Origin of the sequence: Pseudomonas sp. IT-P253 (genome assembly GCF_949768125.1) — a bacterium.
Taxonomy (GTDB): Bacteria; Pseudomonadota; Gammaproteobacteria; order Pseudomonadales; family Pseudomonadaceae; genus Aquipseudomonas.
This window is the reverse complement of sequence record NZ_CATKPT010000033.1, coordinates 133355-154704: the sequence shown is the minus strand read 5'-3', so window position 1 is coordinate 154704 and position 21350 is coordinate 133355. Positions and strand designations below refer to the sequence as shown.

14 protein-coding genes and 2 tRNA genes are annotated in these 21350 nt (G+C 59.8%); 14 read left to right on the top strand and 2 right to left on the bottom strand.

Going from position 1 to position 21350, the window contains the following annotated elements; genetic code table 11:
- Positions 1-84 precede the first annotated feature (84 nt).
- The 5 genes from hflK to ACM6IR_RS17935 all read left to right on the top strand — a co-directional run bounded on the left by hflK (position 85) and on the right by ACM6IR_RS17935 (position 7064).
- The gene (hflK, locus tag ACM6IR_RS17955; RefSeq protein WP_414908935.1) at positions 85-1257 is read left to right on the top strand and encodes an FtsH protease activity modulator HflK; all 1173 of its coding nucleotides are present in this window, start codon (positions 85-87) and stop codon (positions 1255-1257) included.
- Positions 1257-2126, top strand: coding sequence for a protease modulator HflC (hflC, locus tag ACM6IR_RS17950; RefSeq protein WP_414908934.1), 870 nt, complete (start codon positions 1257-1259; stop codon positions 2124-2126). Before hflK ends, hflC begins: the two co-directional genes overlap by 1 nt.
- Before the next feature lie 318 nt (positions 2127-2444).
- Positions 2445-3632: an ATP phosphoribosyltransferase regulatory subunit gene (locus ACM6IR_RS17945; protein WP_414908933.1), complete on the top strand. Its 1188-nt coding sequence runs from the start codon at positions 2445-2447 to the stop codon at positions 3630-3632.
- 54 nt (positions 3633-3686) lie between these two features.
- Positions 3687-4979, top strand: coding sequence for an adenylosuccinate synthase (locus ACM6IR_RS17940; RefSeq protein ID WP_010464193.1), 1293 nt, complete (start codon positions 3687-3689; stop codon positions 4977-4979).
- Between the two features lie 150 nt (positions 4980-5129).
- Positions 5130-7064: a methyl-accepting chemotaxis protein gene (locus ACM6IR_RS17935; protein WP_414908932.1), complete on the top strand. Its 1935-nt coding sequence runs from the start codon at positions 5130-5132 to the stop codon at positions 7062-7064.
- A 244-nt stretch (positions 7065-7308) separates the two neighbouring features.
- On the opposite strand, the gene ACM6IR_RS17930 is transcribed toward ACM6IR_RS17935, so the two are convergent.
- Positions 7309-7395 (bottom strand) — tRNA-Leu (locus ACM6IR_RS17930).
- 166 nt (positions 7396-7561) lie between these two features.
- Positions 7562-7648 (bottom strand) — tRNA-Leu (locus tag ACM6IR_RS17925).
- A 225-nt stretch (positions 7649-7873) separates the two neighbouring features.
- Between ACM6IR_RS17925 and rnr the strand changes: the two genes are divergently transcribed.
- The 9 genes from rnr to ACM6IR_RS17880 all read left to right on the top strand — a co-directional run bounded on the left by rnr (position 7874) and on the right by ACM6IR_RS17880 (position 21300).
- On the top strand, positions 7874-10510 hold the full coding sequence (gene rnr / locus ACM6IR_RS17920; RefSeq protein WP_414908931.1) for a ribonuclease R: 2637 nt from the start codon (positions 7874-7876) through the stop codon (positions 10508-10510).
- A complete protein-coding gene (gene rlmB, locus ACM6IR_RS17915; protein ID WP_414908930.1) occupies positions 10507-11274 on the top strand; it encodes a 23S rRNA (guanosine(2251)-2'-O)-methyltransferase RlmB in 768 nt (255 codons plus the stop codon). Before rnr ends, rlmB begins: the two co-directional genes overlap by 4 nt.
- A gap of 305 nt (positions 11275-11579) precedes the next feature.
- Positions 11580-12002, top strand: a complete 423-nt coding sequence (rpsF, locus tag ACM6IR_RS17910; RefSeq protein WP_003217491.1) for a 30S ribosomal protein S6 — start codon at positions 11580-11582, stop codon at positions 12000-12002.
- A gap of 28 nt (positions 12003-12030) precedes the next feature.
- Positions 12031-12261: a 30S ribosomal protein S18 gene (gene rpsR, locus ACM6IR_RS17905; protein ID WP_002551829.1), complete on the top strand. Its 231-nt coding sequence runs from the start codon at positions 12031-12033 to the stop codon at positions 12259-12261.
- 36 nt (positions 12262-12297) lie between these two features.
- On the top strand, positions 12298-13191 hold the full coding sequence (locus ACM6IR_RS17900; RefSeq protein ID WP_414908929.1) for a hypothetical protein: 894 nt from the start codon (positions 12298-12300) through the stop codon (positions 13189-13191).
- A gap of 19 nt (positions 13192-13210) precedes the next feature.
- Positions 13211-13657 carry a 50S ribosomal protein L9 gene (gene rplI / locus ACM6IR_RS17895; protein WP_033055552.1) on the top strand — a complete coding sequence of 149 codons (447 nt, stop codon included), beginning with the start codon at positions 13211-13213 and terminating at the stop codon, positions 13655-13657.
- Positions 13658-13779: 122 nt separating this feature from the next.
- Complete coding sequence (gene dnaB / locus ACM6IR_RS17890; RefSeq protein WP_201115130.1) at positions 13780-15174, top strand: replicative DNA helicase; 1395 nt, start codon at positions 13780-13782, stop codon at positions 15172-15174.
- Between the two features lie 190 nt (positions 15175-15364).
- Positions 15365-17668 carry a YgiQ family radical SAM protein gene (locus ACM6IR_RS17885; RefSeq protein ID WP_201115129.1) on the top strand — a complete coding sequence of 768 codons (2304 nt, stop codon included), beginning with the start codon at positions 15365-15367 and terminating at the stop codon, positions 17666-17668.
- Between the two features lie 356 nt (positions 17669-18024).
- Positions 18025-21300, top strand: a complete 3276-nt coding sequence (locus ACM6IR_RS17880) for a DUF2126 domain-containing protein (protein ID WP_414908928.1) — start codon at positions 18025-18027, stop codon at positions 21298-21300.
- Positions 21301-21350: the final 50 nt, after the last annotated feature.

Here is a 21350-nt window from a genome sequence, read left to right as displayed (position 1 = left end):
GCGGTTGTGCCGTGGTGACAGGCATTCTGTAGCATTGGTCGGCGCGCCGTGGGTGCGTCTTTGCTTTATCAGATGGAGAGCGCTATGGCTTGGAATGAGCCGGGTGGCAACTCGAACAATCAGGATCCTTGGGGTGGCAAGCGCCGCAATAACGGCGACCGCAAGGGACCACCGGATCTCGACGAGGCCTTCCGAAAGCTGCAGGAAAGCCTGAACGGGTTGTTCGGTGGTGGTAAGAAACGCGGTGACGACGGCGGTGGTCCGGGCAGGAGTGGCGGCTTTGGCGGCTTGCTCGGCATCGGCCTGGTCGTGTTGGCAGCCGTGTGGCTGTACAGCGCGGTCTATGTCGTCGACGAGCAGGAGCAAGCCGTGGTGCTGCGCTTCGGCAAGTACTACGAAACCGTGGGCCCGGGCCTGAACATCTATTTCCCGCCGATCGACCGCAAGTACCTGGAAAACGTCACGCGTGAGCGTGCCTACACCAAGCAGGGTCAAATGCTGACTGAAGACGAGAACATCGTCGAAGTGCCGTTGACCGTGCAGTACAAGATCAGCAACCTGCAGGACTTCGTGCTGAGCGTTGATCAGCCGGAAATCAGCCTGCAGCACGCGACCGAAAGCGCCCTGCGCCATGTAGTGGGTTCCACCGCGATGGATCAGGTGCTGACCGAAGGTCGTGAATTGATGGCCAGTGAAATCAAGGAGCGTCTGCAACGCTTCATGGATACCTATCGCACGGGTATCACCGTCACTCAGGTCAACGTACAGAGCGCAGCCGCACCGCGTGAAGTACAGGAAGCCTTCGATGACGTGATCCGTGCCCGTGAAGACGAGCAGCGTTCGCGCAACCAGGCTGAAACCTACGCTAACGGCGTCGTGCCGGAAGCCCGTGGTCAGGCCCAGCGCATCCTCGAAGATGCCAATGGTTACCGTGACGAAACCGTCTCGCGCGCCAAGGGTGAGGCTGATCGCTTCACCAAGCTGGTTTCCGAGTACCGCAAGGCGCCTGAAGTTACCCGTCAGCGTCTGTACCTGGACACCATGCAGGAAGTCTTCAGCAATACCAGCAAGGTTCTCGTGACCGGCAACAAGAATGGCCAGAGCAATCTGCTCTATTTGCCGCTGGACAAGATGGTCGAGAGTGGTCGTAGCTCCAGCACTCCGGTGACCGGCGCGGCAGCCACCGGCAATGAAGCGAATGCACGTGCGGCAGCTGACCTGCAGCAACAGCAAGCACGTACCAGGGAGAGTCGCTGATGAGCAATAAATCGCTGATCGCCCTTATTGTCGGCGTCGTCGTGGCGATCGCTGCCTGGAACTGCTTCTACATCGTGGCTCAGACCGAGCGTGCGGTGTTGCTGCAGTTCGGTCGCGTGGTCCAGGCTGATGTTCAGCCGGGTCTGCATGTGAAAGTGCCTTACGTGAACCAGGTGCGCAAATTCGATGCACGCCTGATGACGCTGGATGCACCGACACAACGCTTCCTGACGCTGGAAAAGAAAGCCGTCATGGTTGATGCCTATGCCAAGTGGCGCGTCAAGGATGCCGAGCGCTTCTACACCGCGACGTCCGGCCTCAAGCAGATTGCTGACGAGCGTCTTTCCCGTCGTCTGGAATCGGGCTTGCGTGACCAGTTCGGTAAACGCACGCTGCACGAAGTGGTTTCCGGTGAGCGTGATGCGCTGATGACCGATATCACTGCGTCGCTGAACAAGATGGCGGAAAAAGAGCTGGGCATCGAAGTAGTCGATGTTCGGGTCAAGGCTATCGATCTGCCGAAAGAAGTGAACCGCAGCGTGTTCGAACGCATGAGTTCGGAGCGTGAGCGTGAAGCTCGCGAGCATCGCGCCAAGGGTAACGAGCTGGCAGAAGGCATCCGTGCCGACGCCGATCGTCAACGCCGCGTGCTGCTGGCTGAAGCCTATCGTGAATCCGAAGAGGTTCGCGGTGACGGTGATGCCCAGGCCACTGCGATCTACTCCAAGGCCTACGGCCAGGATCAGGAGTTCTACGGTTTCTACCGTAGCCTGCGCGCCTACCGTGAAAGCTTCGCGAACAAATCCGATGTCATGGTCCTGGACCCAAGCAGCGACTTCTTCCGTTACCTGGAAAAAGCCAAGCCTTGATACGACGTTGACCTGAATCATCCCCCGCCTGGCGGCTAAAGCCTCGGGCGGGGTGATCCTTTGGGAAAACGTGTGTATGATGCGGCAGCCGGGAAATTCCCGGCTTTTTTGCGTCTGCACGTTTGATTGCTGTTTTTGTTGCAAGACATCGAGTTGAATAGCTCGACAGGTTTTTCGAGGAAAGTGGATGGCGAAGCCGATTTCAGGCTTTTCGCCCCGTTGTTCATGCGCGTGGTTTATGCACATGGGCCGATCATTTTCTGCTTCACTCAAGGCTCGCCCACAGGCTTGCCGCCCGGATCATAGGGGAATGGCGTAATGGCAACGGTAGACCGCTGGCTGCTGCCAGATGGCATCGAAGAAGTACTGCCACCAGAAGCGGCGCGCATCGAAGTAGCGCGTCGTCAGGTGTTGGATCTGTTCCAGAGCTGGGGTTACGAGTTTGTCGTGACTCCCCATATCGAGTACCTGGAATCCCTGCTGACCGGCGCAGGCTCGGACCTCGATCTGCGTACCTTCAAGGTTATTGACCCGCAATCGGGCCGGCAGATGGGTTTCCGTGCCGACATCACGCCGCAAGTGGCGCGCATTGATGCGCACACCTTGCGTCGCGAAGGCCCAAGCCGTCTGTGCTATGCCGGCAGCGTGCTGCATGCCCAGCCGCGTGCCTTGTCGTCCTCGCGCAGTCCGATTCAACTGGGTGCCGAGTTATACGGTGATGCCAGCCCGAGCAGCGACGTGGAAGTCATCAGCCTGATGCTGGCCATGTTGCAGCTGGCCGATGTGCCGGACGTGCACATGGACCTCGGTCATGTTGGTATCTACCGTGGCCTGGCCCGCGCTGCCGGGTTGTCCGGTGAAGTCGAACAACAATTGTTCGATGCGTTGCAACGCAAGGCCATCGACGAGGTCATTACCCTGACCGAGGGCTTGCCTGCCGATCTGTCGGGCATGCTGCGCGCGTTGGTCGATTTGTGTGGCGGCCGTGAAGTATTGAGCGCTGCCCGCGAGCGACTGGCGAATGCGCCGGGGCCGGTTCTGGCAGCGCTGGACGACTTGCTGGCGATTGCCGAACGTCTGTCCGTGCGTTTCCCGGAGTTACCGCTTTACTTCGATCTGGGCGAGTTGCGCGGCTACCACTACCACACCGGTGTGGTGTTCGCGGTGTTCGTGCCGGGTGTTGGTCAGTCGATTGCTCAGGGTGGTCGTTACGACGACATTGGTGCGGACTTCGGTCGCGCGCGTCCGGCAACCGGTTTCTCTACCGATTTGAAATCCCTGGTGACCCTGGGGCGTGCTGAGATCGAGCTACCGTCTGGCGGTATCTGGATGCCTGACAGTACGGATGCGGCACTCTGGCAGCAGGTTTGCCAGTTGCGCAGTGAGGGTCAGCGTGTCGTTCAGGCGTTGCCTGGACAACCATTGGCCGCCGCCCGTGAAGCGGACTGCGACCGGCAATTGATTCAGCAGAACGGGCTTTGGCAAGTATTGCCGCTGGCTTCTTGAGTTTTCCCGCCGGCGGCTGCCGGCACCAAGTTTGCGCGAATGAGGACAAGTGTTATGGGTAAGAATGTCGTAGTCCTGGGCACCCAATGGGGTGATGAGGGCAAAGGCAAGATCGTTGATCTGCTGACCGAACATGCTGCCGCCGTAGTGCGCTACCAGGGTGGCCACAACGCGGGTCACACCCTGGTGATCGACGGCGAAAAAACCGTCTTGCACCTGATCCCGTCGGGCGTGCTGCGCGAAGGCGTGCAGTGCCTGATCGGTAACGGCGTGGTGGTTGCACCCGACGCTCTGCTGCGGGAAATCATCAAGCTGGAAGAGAAAGGCGTACCGGTGCGTGAGCGTCTGCGCATCAGCCCTTCCTGCCCGCTGATCCTGTCCTACCACGTAGCGCTGGACCAGGCTCGTGAAAAGGCCCGTGGCGAGCTTAAGATCGGTACTACCGGTCGTGGCATCGGCCCGGCGTACGAAGACAAGGTTGCGCGTCGCGGTCTGCGCATCGGTGACCTGTTCCATCGTGAGCGTTTCGCCGCCAAGCTGGGCGAGCTGCTGGATTACCACAACTTCGTACTGGTCAATTACTACAAAGAACCAGCGATCGACTTCCAGAAGACGCTTGACGAGTGCATGGAATACGCCGAGCTGCTGAAGCCGATGATGCTCGACGTCACCGCTGAACTGCACGAGCTGCGTCGCGCTGGCAAAGACATCATGTTCGAGGGCGCCCAAGGCTCCCTGCTGGACATCGACCACGGTACCTACCCGTACGTCACCAGCTCCAACACCACCGCGGGCGGCATCGCCACCGGTTCGGGTTTTGGTCCGATGTACCTGGATTACATCCTCGGCATCACCAAGGCCTATACCACTCGCGTTGGCTCGGGTCCGTTCCCGACTGAGCTGTTCGACGATGTGGGCGCGTTCCTGGCCAAGCGTGGCCACGAATTCGGTGCTACTACCGGTCGCGCCCGTCGTTGCGGCTGGTTCGATGCCGTCATCCTGCGTCGCGCTATCGACGTCAACAGCATCTCGGGCCTGTGCCTGACCAAGCTGGACGTATTGGACGGCCTGGAAACCATCAACATCTGCGTTGGCTACAAGAACCAGGACGGTGCCGTGATCGACGCACCGACTGACGCCGACAGCTACATCGGCCTGGAGCCGGTGTACGAAGAGATGCCAGGCTGGACCGAATCCACCGTCGGTGCCAAGACGCTGGAAGAGCTGCCGCAAGCGGCTCGCAACTACATCAAGCGCGTCGAAGAGTTGGTCGGTGCGCCGATTGACATTATTTCGACGGGCCCGGACCGCAACGAAACCATCGTTTTGCGTCACCCGTTCGCTTAATAAGCTATTGATGTAAAACACAAAGGGCCCTTAATTGGGCCCTTTGTCGTTTATGCCTGTCGGGCGGCACGACCTTTGCTGTGATCTATAAAAAAGCATCGCTTCCCAGCGTGCCATCAATTTAATGGCGCCAAAGCAGAGGGATTTTAAGTGTCGGCCGTTCTCTCCCTGTTACAAAGCCGTCTGTTGCGGCCAGTATTCGTTACCCTTGGTATCGCTCTTTTGGTGCAGGTGCTGGTGGCTGTTGCTCTGACCCGGAGCACGGTGACTGCACTGGAAGCCGATCTCGGTACGCGCCTGGGTGCGGACAGTCAAAAACTCTCTGGCGAGCTTGAGCAGGCGGGGCGCGAAGTCACGTCGAGCCTCGATAGCCTCTCCAGCAGCACTCGGCAGCGGCTCACGGTCGGTTTGTCCTCGCGGTTAAAGGACGAGCAGGCGCAGTTGCGTGCGACGCTGGAAAAAGACCTGAAAGACTCCGCCAATGATATGGCGCAACTTCTGGCCTCGGTCGCACCCCGCGCCATGTGGGACAGCGACATTCCAACCCTTTCCGAATTCGCCCGCCGGGCTCAGCGCAATCCCAGTGTGTTGTTCGTGGTCTATGACGACGCCACGGGCCAGCACCTGACGCGCTATCTCAATCGGGAAAATCCGATCAACCAGGCGCTTCTGGAAAAAGGGCAAGGCGATCGAGCGCTGGACAAAGTGCTGGATGCGGCGAAGAACGATCCATCGGTCTTCTACATCGAAGCTTCGATCAGCCCCAATGGCGTGGAGATTGGCAAGGTCTTGATGGGCGTATCGACCGCCTCGGTGGAAACCGATCTTGCGGCCCTCGACAAGCGTTTCTCGGCGTTGATCGCCAGCAGTGATCAACTGGTCGGCGACAGCCTCAAAGGCGCGGCGGCTGACAGCGCCACAGCAATGCGTGCGCGTCTGCAGTCGGCACAGACCACGGCCGCTGACATGCAAGCCAACACGACCAGTACCGTACAGGAAGCGGCAGCCACGTTGCGCTGGCGCATCGGTATGGGCCTGGCGTTGGTCGGTTGCGGCGTGTTGCTGTTGTTGGCCGTGGTGCTGGGTCGTCGTGTTGTTAATCGCCTGAAAATGCTCATTGCCGCGATGGATGACCTGGCGGCAGGCGAGGGCGATCTGACCAAGCGTGTGCAGATCAACAGCAAAGATGAAATCGGCGACATGGCCTCGGCGGTCAATCGCTTTGTGGATAAGTTGCAACCAATCGTGCGAGAGGCTGGCGATGTGGCCCAGCGTACCGGTGTGGAAATTGGCGCCATGACCCTGCGCAACGCCGGGGCCGATGCGGCGGCGGGCATGCAGCGCGATGAAGTGGCCGAGAGCCTGCGCGCGTTGTCGCAGATGGCTGATGATGCGCAGTCAGAAAGCCACGCCATGCAGGCGGCGTTGCAGCAAGTGGTGGACATTCGTTCGGCTACCGATGAAAACACCCGGACGTCGGCGAAAGTCGGCAGCCTGATCGAAGCGCTGGCCGGGCAGGTTGATACCGGGGCGAAAGTCATCGAGCGACTGGCGCAGCAAAGTGAACAGATTGAAGTGGTGCTGACGGTGATTCACGGGATCGCCGAACAAACCAACTTGCTGGCGCTGAATGCGGCCATCGAAGCGGCGCGTGCCGGTGAGACCGGTCGCGGGTTTGCGGTGGTGGCTGACGAAGTGCGGGCGTTGGCGAGCAAGACGCAAAGCTCCACGGGCGATATTCAGGCGCACATCGTTGCCTTGCAGCAAGGCGCGCGTGAGGCAGTGGCAGCGATTGGTCAGGCCGGGCGTCAGGCCAGCGAAGGCTTGCTGGTGCTGCGTGACAGTGCGCGGCTGCAGCAGTCGGTGCAGACATCGGTTGAGCAAGTGCACGCGGCGATTGGCCTGGCGACTCAGGCAGCGGCGCATCAGGCGCAAGGTGCGCAAGCGGTGCGGGGTCGGGTCGAGACGATTCATGCACAGGCTGAGAAAGCGGCTCAGGCGGTGGTGGAAACCACCGCCAGCGGCAAGGTGCTGGATGGCTTGGCCGCGCAGTTGAAGGCGAGCCTGGGGCAGTTCAGGGCTTAGGATTTTACTGGTTGTGCTGGCCCCTTCGCGAGCAGGCTCGCTCCCGCATTGGAATGCGCACTCCATGTAGGAGCGAGCTTGCTCGCGATGGGCGTGAACGATGACGCGTATTGCTTGGAAAAATGCGCCGCCTGGAGCAAGCTCGCGCCTACAGAGGGCATGTTGTTTTTTTAAACGTCAGAAACGCAAAAACCCGCTTTCGCGGGTTTCTGTGAAATTCAAGATCGTGACCTTGAATTTGAATTGGTGCCCAGAAGAAGACTCGAACTTCCACGACCTTGCGGTCACCAGCACCTGAAGCTGGCGTGTCTACCAATTTCACCATCTGGGCATAATCTTCAGCGTTGCCGCTGTTGATGTGGCGCACTATACGGAGAGCTTTTTGATCTGTAAACCCCTGATTTAGTTTTAATAAATCAGAACCCTAGAATGCAAAAAACCCGCTTTCGCGGGTTTTTGTGTGAGCCTTGAAATTGTTCTAATCTCAAGCTCGAAATTGGTGCCCAGAAGAAGACTCGAACTTCCACGACCTTGCGGTCACCAGCACCTGAAGCTGGCGTGTCTACCAATTTCACCATCTGGGCAGTATCGACATGCGTCTGCGTCGTCGATGGCGCGCACTATACGGAGCGTCTTTTAAACTGTAAACCCCCGGCATCGAAAAAACCTGAAAAATAGTACCAGTGGCATTTAATTCAGCGTTGCGCTGCCGATAAAGGGCTTTAGAAGGGCTGTCATAGCCTGAAATTTCCCGTTTCATTACGCCTATGCCAAACTAACCCGCATATAGACAAGGTGAAAACTCTCTAATGGCCGATTGGCAGTCCCTCGATCCCGAGGCCGCTCGTGAAGCGGAAAAATATGAAAACCCTATTCCTAGCCGCGAATTGATCCTTCAGCACCTTGCTGATCGAGGTTCGCCTGCTAACCGCGAGCAGCTGGTTGAAGAGTTTGGTCTGACCACAGAAGACCAGATCGAAGCCCTGCGTCGCCGCCTGCGCGCCATGGAGCGCGATGCTCAACTCATCTATACCCGTCGCGGCACGTATGCGCCGGTGGACAAGCTCGACCTGATCCTGGGTCGCATCAGCGGTCACCGTGACGGCTTCGGCTTCCTGGTGCCGGACGATGGCAGTGACGACCTGTTCATGAGCCCGGCGCAAATGCGCCTGGTGTTCGATGGCGATCGCGCCCTGGCCCGTGTTTCCGGCCTGGACCGTCGTGGTCGCCGCGAAGGCATGATCGTCGAAGTGGTGTCCCGTGCCCACGAAACCATCGTCGGTCGCTACTTCGAAGAGGGCGGTATCGGCTTCGTGGTTGCCGATAATCCGAAGATCCAGCAAGAAGTGCTGGTCACTCCGGGCCGCAACGCCAACGCCCAGATTGGTCAATTCGTCGAAGTGAAGATCACTCACTGGCCGACGCCACGCTTCCAGCCGCAAGGCGATGTGGTCGAAGTCGTGGGTAACTACATGGCGCCGGGCATGGAAATCGATGTCGCCCTGCGCACTTACGATATTCCTCACGTCTGGCCTGAGGCCGTGCTGAAAGAAGCCGCCAAGCTCAAGCCGGAAGTCGAAGAAAAAGACAAAGAGAAGCGCATCGACCTGCGCCATCTGCCGTTCGTGACCATCGACGGCGAAGACGCTCGCGACTTCGACGACGCGGTTTATTGCGAATCCAGGCCGGGCAAGTTGCGCCTGTTCTCGGGTGGCTGGAAGTTGTACGTGGCGATTGCCGACGTTTCCAGCTACGTGAAAATCGGTTCGGCACTGGATAACGAATCCCAGGTTCGCGGCAACTCGGTGTACTTCCCTGAGCGCGTGGTGCCGATGCTGCCTGAGCAGCTGTCCAATGGCCTGTGCTCGCTGAATCCGCATGTTGATCGCCTGGCCATGGTTTGCGAGATGACCATCTCCAAAACCGGCGAGATGACCGACTACTGCTTCTACGAAGCGGTCATTCACTCCCACGCTCGCCTGACCTACAACAAGGTCAGCGCCATGCTGGAAACGCCGAAACTCACCGAGGCGCGTCAGCTCCGTGGCGAGTACAACGACGTTCTGCCGCACCTCAAGCAGCTTTACGCGCTGTACAAGGTGCTGCTGGCCGCCCGTCACGTGCGTGGCGCGATCGATTTCGAAACGCAGGAAACCCGGATCATCTTCGGGACCGAGCGCAAGATTGCCGAAATCCGTCCGACCGTGCGCAACGATGCGCACAAGCTGATCGAGGAATGCATGCTGGCGGCCAACGTGGCCACCGCTGAATTCCTGAAAAAACACGAAATCCCTGCGTTGTATCGCGTTCACGATGGCCCGCCGCCGGAGCGTCTGGAAAAACTGCGCGCCTTCCTTGGCGAGCTCGGCCTGTCCCTGCACAAAGGCAAGGACGGCCCGTCGCCGAAGGATTACCAGGCACTGCTGGCGAGCATCAAGGACCGTCCGGATTTCCACCTGATCCAGACCGTCATGCTGCGTTCGTTGAGTCAGGCGGTATACAGCGCCGATAACCAGGGCCACTTCGGCCTGAATTACGAAGCCTATACCCACTTCACCTCGCCGATCCGCCGCTACCCGGACTTGCTCACGCACCGGGCGATCCGCAGCGTCATCCACTCCAAGCAGGACACGCCGCACGTTCGTCGTGCCGGCGCGATGACCATTCCGAAAGCGCGGATCTACCCGTACGACGAAGCGGCCCTGGAGCAACTCGGCGAGCAATGCTCAATGAGCGAGCGCCGTGCCGACGAAGCGACCCGCGACGTGGTGAACTGGCTCAAGTGCGAGTTCATGAAAGATCGCGTGGGCGAATCGTTCCCGGGTGTGATTACCGCCGTGACCGGTTTTGGCCTGTTCGTCGAGCTGACAGACATTTATGTCGAAGGCTTGGTGCACGTCACCGCGCTGCCGGGCGATTACTACCACTTCGATCCTGTGCACCACCGCCTGGCCGGTGAGCGCACCGGTCGCAGCTTCCGCCTTGGCGACACCGTTGAAGTGCGCGTGATGCGCGTCGACCTCGACGAGCGCAAGATCGACTTCGAGATGGCTGAAAAAACCATCAGCGCGCCGATTGGCCGCAAGAAGCGCGGGACTGAAGCCGCTGCCCCTGCTGCTAAAGCCGCTGCTGCAGCAGAGCCGGCCCCGGCTAAAACCGGTCGTCGTCCGGCCAAGGAAAAAGCTGTCGAGGCCTATCGCCCGAGCGATGCGGCGGCGAAAAATGCCGAGCTGCGCAAAAGCCGTGAAATGAAGCAGGCGTTGTTGTCTGAAGCGAAAAGCGGCGGTAAAGCGGCGTCTGGGGGAAAGACCGGACGGTCGGCGCCTGACAAGGCCCCCGGCGGCAAGCCAGCCAAACCGAGCAAACACCGTAAAGGCCCGCCAAAAGCGGGTTCTGCTCCGGCCGCCAAAAGCGGCGGAGTGCGTAAACCTAAGGCCAAGTCATGAGTCAGTTGGAAAAGATCTACGGCGTGCATGCGGTAGAAGCATTGCTGCGTCACCATCCGAAGCGCGTCAAGCAGATCTGGCTGGCTGAAGGCCGCAGTGATCCGCGGGTTCAGACGCTGATCGAGCTTGCAGCTGAAAATCGCGTGGCCGTCGGCCAGGCCGAGCGCCGTGAGCTGGATGCCTGGGTTGAGGGCGTGCACCAGGGCGTGGTGGCGGACGTGAGTCCGAGCCAGGTCTGGGGGGAGGCAATGCTCGACGAATTGCTCGATCGCACTGAAGGCGCACCGCTTCTGCTGGTGCTCGACGGCGTGACCGATCCGCATAACCTCGGTGCTTGCCTGCGTTCTGCCGATGCGGCAGGCGCGTTGGCGGTGATTGTTCCGAAGGACAAGTCAGCCACCTTGACCCCGACGGTACGTAAAGTTGCCTGCGGCGCGGCGGAAGTGATTCCGTTGGTCGCGGTGACCAACCTGGCGCGCACCCTCGAAAAGCTCAAGCAGCGTGGTTTGTGGGTCGTCGGTACGGCGGGCGAGGCTGAGCAGAGTCTGTATCAGCACGACATGACCGGCCCGACCATCCTGATCATGGGCGCGGAAGGCAGCGGCATGCGTCGCCTGACTCGCGATCTTTGCGATTATCTGGTGCATCTGCCGATGGCGGGCAGCGTCAGCAGTCTCAACGTGTCCGTGGCGACTGGCGTTTGCCTGTTCGAGGCCTTGCGCCAGCGCGGCGTCAAAGCCGCCGGAACCGCCAAAAAGTCCTGATCCGGTTGTAATCCCTGTGGGAGCGAGCCTGCTCGCGAAAGCGGAGTAACATTCAGCATCAATGTTGAATGTCGTACCCCCTTCGCGAGCGGGCTCGCTCCCACAGTGTTTTGTGTCTGGGGGAAGATCAGTGATTGTTCAAATAATCACCAATTGCCTTGCACCTCTATCGTCCCTTCTCTACAATTGCGCCCCTTGCTGTGACGGCAGGCACGCATGTGTCTCTCGCAAGCAAGTCCATAAGTGTCATTCACTCCTTGTCTGACCGCTTTTGAGCGGCAGGCTACAACCCGTAAGGAGCATTCATGCGTCATTACGAAATCATCTTTTTGGTCCACCCGGATCAAAGCGAGCAAGTCGGCGGCATGGTAGAGCGTTACACCAAGCTGATCGAAGAAGACGGCGGCAAAATCCACCGTCTGGAAGATTGGGGCCGTCGTCAACTGGCCTACGCAATCAACAATGTTCACAAGGCTCACTACGTGATGCTGAACGTTGAGTGCACTGGCAAGGCCCTGGCCGAGCTGGAAGACAACTTCCGCTACAACGATGCAGTGATCCGTAACCTGGTCATCCGTCGCGAAGAAGCCGTTACCGGCCAATCCGAGATGCTCAAGGCTGAAGAAAACCGCAGTGAGCGCCGTGAGCGTCGCGACCGTCCTGAGCACGAAGGCGCTGAAAGCGCTGACAGTGATGACAGCGACAACAGCGATAACGCTGACGAGTAATCCACGGACCTTTTGAGGAGCCTATTACATGGCACGTTTCTTCCGTCGTCGTAAATTCTGCCGCTTCACCGCTGAAGACGTGAAAGAGATCGATTACAAAGATCTCAACACTCTGAAAGCCTACGTATCCGAGACCGGCAAAATCGTTCCAAGCCGCATCACCGGTACCAAAGCTCGTTATCAGCGTCAGCTGGCCACCGCTATCAAGCGCGCCCGCTTCCTGGCCCTGCTGGCCTACACCGACAGCCACGGCCGCTGAGACCGGGCAGTCGACACGTAGCAAAGGATTGAATGCATGCGCGCCATAGCTGAGTTCATCATGCGAGGCCGTATGCAGGCCACTCTCGTAGTGGCTGGATGTGTAACGTTGCCGTTGTTGTATTGGTTGGGTGCTGCCGCTGGATGCCTTGTGCTCCTGCGGCGCGGATTGAAGGACGCCCTCGGTGTTCTTGCTCTGGGACTGCTGCCGGCATTGATCTGGTGGCTTTACGCCGATGACCCACGCGCACTTCTGGTGTTGCTGGGGTCTTGGAGCCTTGCGTTGGTTTTGCGCGCAAGCGAGTCCTGGAACCGCGTGCTGCTGGTCAGCATAGCGATGGGAGTGGTGTTTTCAGTGGTGCTGGGGACGGCTTTTGGTCCCCAAATCGAGATGCTGGCGCAGGCTTTGATAAAAGTCATGCCGTCGCTTCTCGGTGATGTCTACGAGAAGTTATCGGTAGATGAGCAAGCGCATTTTGCGTCCCTGATTGCACCGGTCCTGACCGGCCTGATTGCGGCCTTGTTACAAATCGTCAGTGTGCTGAGCCTGATTGTCGGGCGCTACTGGCAGGCGTTGTTGTACAACCCGGGTGGTTTTGGTCGCGAGTTTCGCGCCATCCGATTCCCGCTGGGGCTGGCGATGTTGCTGCTGGCGTTCATGCTTCTGGGGCCGAACATCGGTCCACAGATGGCCATGTTGACGCCGTTGTGCAGTGTACCGCTGGTGTTCGCCGGGCTGGCCCTGATTCACGGGCTGGTGGCGCAAAAGCGACTGGCCAGGTTCTGGCTGGTGGGGTTGTACGTCACGCTGTTGCTGTTTATGCAGCTGATCTATCCGTTGCTGGTGGTCTTGGCCATCGTCGACAGCCTGATTGATTTTCGCGGTCGTTCGGCGCCGAAAGACGCCGATAACGCGAACGGTGAAGGTTAAAAGTTAAGAGGATTTTCACATGCAACTGATCCTTCTGGAAAAAGTCACCAACCTGGGCAACCTGGGTGACAAAGTGAACGTTAAGGCTGGTTACGGTCGTAACTACCTGCTGCCTTACGGCAAAGCTACCGCTGCGACCGCTGCCAACCTGGCTGCGTTCGAAGAGCGTCGCGCTGAGCTGGAAAAAGCCGCAGCAGACCGTAAAATTTCGGCTGAAAGCCGTGCCGCCCAACTGGCTGAGCTGGAAGTGACTATCACTGCCACCGCCGGTGACGAAGGCAAGCTGTTCGGTTCGATCGGTACTCACGACATCGCTGATGCACTGACCGCCTCTGGCGTTGAAGTTGCAAAAAGCGAAGTTCGTCTGCCGAACGGCACCATCCGCAACGTAGGCGAATTCGACGTAGCCGTGCACCTGCACGCCGAAGTTGAAGCCACCGTACGCGTTGTCGTGGTAGCAGCTTAAGCAGCACTTGTCGGCTGGCACCCTCGGGTGCTTGCCGGTAACATCGGGCACGATCCTGTTTACAGGTCGTGCCCTTTGTCTTTCTGAACCCCCTGCTTTTTATCACCAAGAATCAAGTGGCCATGAACGATATCTCCGCTCCCGAGCAATACGATCTGCAAACCGCTGCCCTGAAGGTTCCGCCGCATTCCATCGAGGCCGAACAGGCTGTACTCGGTGGTTTGATGCTGGACAACAACGCCTGGGAACGCGTGTTGGATCAAGTGTCGGATGGCGATTTCTATCGGCATGACCACCGTTTGATTTTTCGGGCGATCGCCAAACTCGCCGACCAGAACTCCCCCATCGATGTCGTGACCCTTGCCGAGCAATTGGACAAGGAAGGTCAGACCTCTCAAGTCGGCGGCCTCGGTTACCTCGGTGAGCTGGCAAAGAACACGCCGTCCGTCGCCAACATCAAGGCCTATGCCCAGATCGTCCGCGCGCGGGCTACCTTGCGGCAATTGATCGGCATTGCCTCCGAAATTGCCGACAGTGCCTTCAACCCAGAAGGCCGCTCCGCTGAAGAGATTCTTGACGAGGCCGAACGCCAAATCTTCCAGATCGCCGAGGCCCGGCCAAAAACCGGCGGCCCGGTGAGCGTGAATGACCTGTTGACCAAGGCCATCGACCGCATCGACACCTTGTTCAACACCGACAACGCCATTACCGGCCTGTCCACCGGTTACACCGACCTCGACGGAATGACCAGTGGCTTGCAACCATCCGACCTGATCATCGTCGCCGGCCGTCCATCCATGGGTAAAACCACCTTTGCGATGAACCTGGTAGAAAACGCGGTGTTGCGTAGCGACAAGTGCGTACTGGTCTACTCGCTGGAAATGCCAGGCGAATCGCTGATCATGCGTATGTTGTCGTCGCTCGGCCGTATCGACCAGACCAAGGTCCGGGCCGGTCGCCTCGACGACGACGATTGGCCGCGCCTGACTTCGGCGGTCAACCTGCTCAACGATCGCAAGCTGTTCATCGACGATACGGCCGGCATCAGCCCGTCGGAGATGCGCGCGCGGACCCGGCGTCTGGTGCGTGAGCACGGTGATGTGGCCCTGATCATGATCGACTACCTGCAATTGATGCAGATCCCGGGTTCGGGCGGTGACAATCGGACCAACGAAATTTCCGAGATCTCCCGTTCCTTGAAGGCCCTGGCCAAGGAATTCAACTGCCCGGTGGTGGCGTTGTCTCAGCTCAACCGCTCCCTGGAGCAACGACCGAACAAACGTCCGATCAACTCCGACCTCCGGGAATCCGGAGCCATCGAGCAGGATGCCGACGTCATCATGTTCGTGTATCGGGATGAGGTGTATCACCCGGAAACCGAGCACAAAGGCATTGCCGAGATCATCATCGGCAAGCAGCGGAACGGTCCGATCGGTACGTCGCGACTCGCATTCATCGGCAAGTACACCCGCTTCGAAAACCTCGCACCGGGCAGCTACAATTTCGACGACGAGTAAGTTATTCGGCGTCTGGTCGGGCCTCTTCGCGGGCAAGCCTCGCTCCTACAGGGGGATGCGCGAACTTGTAGGAGCGAGGCTTGCCCGCGAATGAGGGCGACACCGATTTCCGACTATAGCCGTCGGAATTGGTTATTTTTTGTGCTATATTCCGCGCCCGCGATTTTTCATCTCAACACCGGTCATCGTCATGCAAACAGCCAAGCCGTTATTTGACTATCCCAAGTACTGGGCCGAATGTTTCGGTCCAGCGCCATTCCTGCCGATGAGCAGGGAGGAGATGGATCAGCTTGGCTGGGATTCTTGCGACATCATCATCGTCACCGGTGATGCCTACGTTGACCATCCGTCGTTCGGCATGGCGATCATCGGCCGGCTGCTGGAGTCCCAGGGCTTCCGCGTCGGGATTATTGCCCAGCCGAACTGGCAATCCAAAGACGACTTCATGAAGCTCGGCGAGCCGAACCTGTTCTTCGGTGTCGCGGCCGGCAACATGGACTCGATGATCAACCGCTACACCGCCGACAAGAAAATCCGTTCCGATGACGCCTACACCCCCGGTGGCCTGGCGGGCAAACGTCCGGACCGTGCGAGCCTGGTTTACAGCCAGCGCTGCAAGGAAGCCTACAATCACGTGCCCATCGTGCTCGGTGGCATCGAAGCGTCCCTGCGCCGCATCGCTCACTACGATTACTGGCAGGACCGGGTGCGTAACTCGATCCTGATCGACGCCTGCGCCGACATCTTGCTGTACGGCAACGCCGAGCGTGCGATCGTCGAAGTCGCCCAACGTCTGTCCTACGGGCACAAGATCGAAGACATCACCGACGTGCGCGGCACCGCGTTCATCCGTCGCGATACGCCGAAAGACTGGTACGAAGTCGACTCGACGCGCATCGACCGTCCGGGCAAGGTCGACAAGATCATCAACCCGTACGTGAACACCCAGGACACCCAGGCTTGCGCCATCGAGCAGGAAAAAGGTCCGGTTGAGGATCCGAGCGAAGCCAAGGTCGTGCAGATCCTGGCCAGCCCGAAGATGACTCGCGACAAGACCGTGATTCGTCTGCCGTCGGTTGAGAAAGTCCGTGGTGACGCGGTTCTTTATGCTCACGCCAACCGCGTGCTTCACCTGGAAACCAACCCGGGCAACGCCCGTGCGCTGGTGCAGAAGCATGGCGAAGTCGACGTCTGGTTCAACCCGCCGCCGATTCCGATGACCACCGAAGAAATGGACTACGTGTTCGGCATGCCCTATGCGCGCATTCCGCACCCGGCGTACGGCAAGGAAAAGATTCCGGCCTACGACATGATCCGCTTCTCGGTAAACATCATGCGTGGCTGCTTCGGCGGCTGCACCTTCTGCTCGATCACCGAGCACGAAGGCCGGATCATCCAGAACCGTTCCGAAGAGTCGATCATTCGCGAAATCGAAGAGATCCGCGACAAAGTGCCAGGCTTTACCGGCGTCATTTCCGACCTCGGCGGCCCGACCGCGAACATGTACCGCATCGCCTGCAAGACCCCGGAAATCGAATCCGCGTGCCGCAAGCCGTCGTGCGTGTTCCCCGGCATCTGCCCGAACTTGAACACCGACCACTCGTCGCTGATCCAGCTGTATCGCAGCGCCCGTGCATTGCCGGGTGTGAAGAAGATCCTGATCGCTTCCGGCCTGCGCTACGACCTCGCGGTCGAGTCGCCGGAATACGTCAAGGAGCTGGTGACTCACCACGTCGGTGGTTACCTGAAGATCGCCCCGGAACACACCGAGGAAGGTCCGCTCAACCAGATGATGAAACCGGGCATTGGCAGCTATGACAAGTTCAAGCGCATGTTCGAGAAGTACTCCAAGGAAGCCGGGAAAGAGCAGTACCTGATTCCGTACTTCATCGCTGCCCACCCGGGCACCACCGACGAAGACATGATGAACCTGGCCCTGTGGCTCAAGGGCAACGGCTTCCGTGCCGACCAGGTGCAGGCGTTCTATCCGTCGCCGATGGCCACCGCCACCGCGATGTACCACTCGGGCAAGAACCCGCTGCGTAAGGTCACTTACAAGAGCGACGCCGTGACCATCGTCAAGAGCGAGGAGCAGCGTCGACTGCACAAGGCGTTCTTGCGTTATCACGACCCGAAAGGCTGGCCGATGTTGCGGGAAGCGCTGACCCGCATGGGCCGCGCCGACCTGATCGGGCCGGGCAAGAACCAGTTGATCCCGCTGCATCAGCCAGCGACCGACAGCTACCAGAGCGCCCGTCGCAAGAACTCGACGCCCGCCGGTAGCCACAAAGTAGCCGGTGAGAAAACCACCAAAATCCTGACCCAACATACTGGCCTGCCACCGCGAGCCAGTGACGGCGGCAACCCGTGGGACAAGCGTGAACAGGCCAAGGCTGCGGCGTTCGCCCGCAACCAGCAGGCGGCCAAGGAGCGCAAGGACGCGGCCAAAGGCAAAGGGCCCAAGCCTGCACGCAAGCCGGTTGTGCCGCGCTAAACCTCGCTTGAGCTAAACAGAACGCCAACCTTCGGGTTGGCGTTTTGCGCTTCAGGGCCGCCATTGCACCGGCTACTGGCCTCTTCGCGAGCAGGCTCGCTCCCACAGGAGATCTGCGGCGAACGGCAATCCACTGTGGGAGCGAGCCTGCTCGCGAAAAGGCCGGTACAGCCGCCGCAAAACCTGGCTGGCGGCTCCCCCTCGCCACATTTTCGTGCAATCGCGCCCAACCAATTTCCCGCATCGCCCGATTTTGGTGCTGTACTGCCCCTAGCAACCGGAGAAAGCGCCAGCGCCGCTGGATGGCATAAGTCTTGCGCGCTTTCGAATACGCCCAGGCTCGCAGGAGGCACGCCGTGTCGATCCATGTCGCATTGCACCATGTCACGCATTACCGTTACGACCGCGCCGTCGAGCTTGGTCCGCAGATCGTTCGCTTGCGCCCGGCCGCCCACAGTCGCACGCGGATACTGTCCTATGCGCTGAAGGTCTCGCCGGAGCAGCATTTCATCAACTGGCAACAGGACCCCCAAGGTAATTACCTGGCGCGGTTGGTGTTTCCTGAGAAAACCGATGAGCTGCGGATTGAAGTCGATCTGCTGGCAGAGATGGCGGTCTTCAACCCGTTCGACTTCTTCCTCGAGCCCTACGCCGAAAAAATCCCTTTCACCTACGCCGCCGATGAGCGCAAGGAGCTGGCGCCGTACCTCGAAACCTTGCCCCTGACGCCGAAGTTCAAGGCCTATCTGGATGGCATCGACCGCACGCCGCTGCCCAGCGTGGACTTTCTCGTCGCGCTCAATCAGCGTTTGAGTGACGACATCGGCTACCTGATCCGCATGGAGCCGGGTGTGCAAACGCCCGAACACACCCTCGAACAAGCCTCCGGCTCCTGCCGCGATTCGGCATGGTTGCTGGTGCAACTGCTGCGCAACCTCGGGCTGGCGGCGCGTTTCGTCTCCGGCTACCTGATCCAGCTGACCGCCGACGTCAAAAGCCTCGACGGTCCGTCGGGCACTGACGTCGACTTCACGGACTTGCATGCCTGGTGCGAGGTCTACTTGCCCGGTGCCGGCTGGATCGGCCTGGATGCGACCTCAGGGCTGTTTGCCGGTGAAGGACACATTCCGTTGGCGTGCAGTCCCGATCCGGGCTCTGCGGCACCGATCAGCGGCTTGGTCGAGCCCTGCGAGTGCGAATTCAGCCATGAGATGTCCGTGGAGCGGATTTGGGAGGCGCCACGCGTCACAAAGCCCTACACAGAAGATCAGTGGCTGGCGATTCAGGCGCTGGGGCGGCAAATCGATGCCGACCTGCTGGAGGGCGACGTGCGCCTGACCATGGGCGGGGAACCGACCTTCGTGTCCATCGACGACCCGGACGGCGCCGAATGGAACACAGCGGCACTCGGGCCAGATAAACGTCGCCTGTCCGCCGAATTGTTCCAGCGCATGCGCAAGCGTTATGCCCCCAAGGGGCTGGTGCATTTTGGTCAAGGCAAGTGGTACCCCGGCGAACAACTGCCACGCTGGTCGCTGAACGGCTACTGGCGCCGCGACGGCGTGCCGATCTGGCACAACAGCGCGCTGATCGCCAACGAGCAGGAAGACTACGGCGCCGATGGCGAACTGGCGGGGCGTTTTCTCGCGAGCGTTGCCGAACGCCTGAAAATTCCGACACGATTTGTGTTTCCGGCTTACGAAGACAACTTCTACTACCTCTGGCGCGAAGGGACGTTGCCGCAGAACGTCAGCGCCGAAGATTCGCGTCTGGAAGAACCGCTTGAGCGTGCGCGTTTACGCAAAGTCTTCAGCCAAGGCCTGGATAAAGTCATCGGCCAGGTTCTGCCGCTGGCGCGTACCGCCAAGGGCGATCAATGGCAAAGTGGTCGCTGGTATCTGCGCGACGAGCATTGCCGATTGGTGCCTGGGGATTCGCCACTGGGTTATCGCTTGCCGCTCGGCTCGCAGCCGTGGGTGAAAGCGGCGGAGTATCCGTTCATTCATCCTGTGGACCCGAATCAGGATCTCCCACCGTTGCCCGACACTGCGCAACTGCAAAGCCAGGGTGAGCCTGCGATTGCGCAAGAGCGTGCGCCGAAGATCGACGAGTCCGCCGACTGGCTGACGCGCACCGCATTCTGCGCGGAAGCGCGGGAAGGGCGGTTGTATTTGTTCATGCCGCCACTGGAGCGGGTCGAGGACTATCTGGAACTGGTCAGCGCAATCGAGGCCACGGCTCAGGAGCTCAATTGCCCGGTGTTGCTGGAAGGCTATGAGCCGCCGAGCGATCCGCGCTTGAGCAATTTTCGCATTACGCCCGACCCGGGTGTGATCGAGGTCAATGTACAACCGTCCGCCACGTGGGATGAGCTGGTCGAGCGCACCGAATTCCTTTACGAAGAGGCGCGCCAGACCCGCCTGACCACCGAGAAATTCATGATCGATGGCCGGCACACCGGCACCGGCGGCGGTAATCATTTCGTCCTGGGTGGTGCGACACCGGCCGATTCACCGTTTTTGCGTCGGCCGGACTTGCTGCGCAGCCTGATCAGCTACTGGCATAACCACCCGTCCTTGTCTTATCTGTTTTCCGGATTGTTCATCGGCCCGACGTCCCAGGCGCCGCGCGTCGATGAAGCGCGCAACGATGCGTTATATGAGCTGGAAATCGCTTTTGCGCAAATGCCTGAACCGGGCGAGGAATGCCCGCCGTGGCGGGTGGATCGGCTCCTGCGTAACCTGCTGATCGACGTCACGGGCAACACCCATCGCGCCGAGTTTTGCATCGACAAGCTCTATTCGCCGGATGGCGCGACGGGGCGCCTTGGATTGCTGGAACTGCGCGCCTTTGAAATGCCGCCCCATGCGCGCATGAGCCTGGCGCAACAGTTGTTACTGCGGGCGCTGGTCGCGCGGTTCTGGCGCGAGCCCTATGCGCCGCCGAAACTGGCGCGCTGGGGCACCGAGCTGCATGACCGGTTTCTGTTGCCGCACTTCATTGAGCAGGACTTCGCGGATGTCATCGTCGACCTCAACGCCGCAGGTTATCCCGTGCGCGCCGAGTGGTTCGCGGCGCATCTGGAATTTCGTTTTCCCAAGGTCGGCGATTACGCCGTCAGCGGCATCGAACTGGAATTGCGCCAGGCGCTGGAGCCTTGGCATGTGCTGGGCGAGGAAGGCGCGGTCGGCGGCACGGTGCGTTACGTCGATTCATCCCTTGAACGTTTGCAGGTGAAACTCAGCGGCCTGCCGCCGCAACGTTATTTGCTGACGTGCAACGGGGTTCCGGTGCCATTGCAGCCCACGGGGCGCGTCGGCGAATTCGTTGCCGGTGTGCGATTCCGTGCCTGGCAACCGGCCAACTGCCTGCAACCAACGATCCCCGTGCATGCGCCACTGGTGTTCGACCTGCTCGACACCTGGATGCAGCGCTCGCTGGGGGGGTGTCAGTACCACGTTGCCCATCCGGGCGGGCGCAATTACGACAGCTTGCCGGTAAACGCCAACGAGGCCGAGAGTCGGCGAATGGCGCGGTTTTTCCGCATTGGACACAGCCCTGGGAAACTTCCTATACCGATGATGGAAATTAACGACGAGCTGCCAATGACTCTCGATTTACGACGTTTCTAAACCGTACACGACGCTCGGATTTTTCGTCTATCCGGGCGTCATGAGCCTGC

Excerpts from the sequence above, each read along its gene's own strand:
- hflC (WP_414908934.1), top strand. The coding sequence starts at position 1,257 with ATGAGCAATAAATCGCTGATCGCCCTTATTGTCGGCGTCGTCGTGGCG.
- ACM6IR_RS17940 (WP_010464193.1), top strand. The coding sequence starts at position 3,687 with ATGGGTAAGAATGTCGTAGTCCTGGGCACCCAATGGGGTGATGAGGGC.
- ACM6IR_RS17945 (WP_414908933.1), top strand. The coding sequence starts at position 2,445 with ATGGCAACGGTAGACCGCTGGCTGCTGCCAGATGGCATCGAAGAAGTA.
- rlmB (WP_414908930.1), top strand. The coding sequence starts at position 10,507 with ATGAGTCAGTTGGAAAAGATCTACGGCGTGCATGCGGTAGAAGCATTG.
- rplI (WP_033055552.1), top strand. The coding sequence starts at position 13,211 with ATGCAACTGATCCTTCTGGAAAAAGTCACCAACCTGGGCAACCTGGGT.
- rpsF (WP_003217491.1), top strand. The coding sequence starts at position 11,580 with ATGCGTCATTACGAAATCATCTTTTTGGTCCACCCGGATCAAAGCGAG.
- dnaB (WP_201115130.1), top strand. The coding sequence starts at position 13,780 with ATGAACGATATCTCCGCTCCCGAGCAATACGATCTGCAAACCGCTGCC.
- rpsR (WP_002551829.1), top strand. The coding sequence starts at position 12,031 with ATGGCACGTTTCTTCCGTCGTCGTAAATTCTGCCGCTTCACCGCTGAA.
- ACM6IR_RS17900 (WP_414908929.1), top strand. The coding sequence starts at position 12,298 with ATGCGCGCCATAGCTGAGTTCATCATGCGAGGCCGTATGCAGGCCACT.
- hflK (WP_414908935.1), top strand. The coding sequence starts at position 85 with ATGGCTTGGAATGAGCCGGGTGGCAACTCGAACAATCAGGATCCTTGG.
- ACM6IR_RS17885 (WP_201115129.1), top strand. The coding sequence starts at position 15,365 with ATGCAAACAGCCAAGCCGTTATTTGACTATCCCAAGTACTGGGCCGAA.
- rnr (WP_414908931.1), top strand. The coding sequence starts at position 7,874 with ATGGCCGATTGGCAGTCCCTCGATCCCGAGGCCGCTCGTGAAGCGGAA.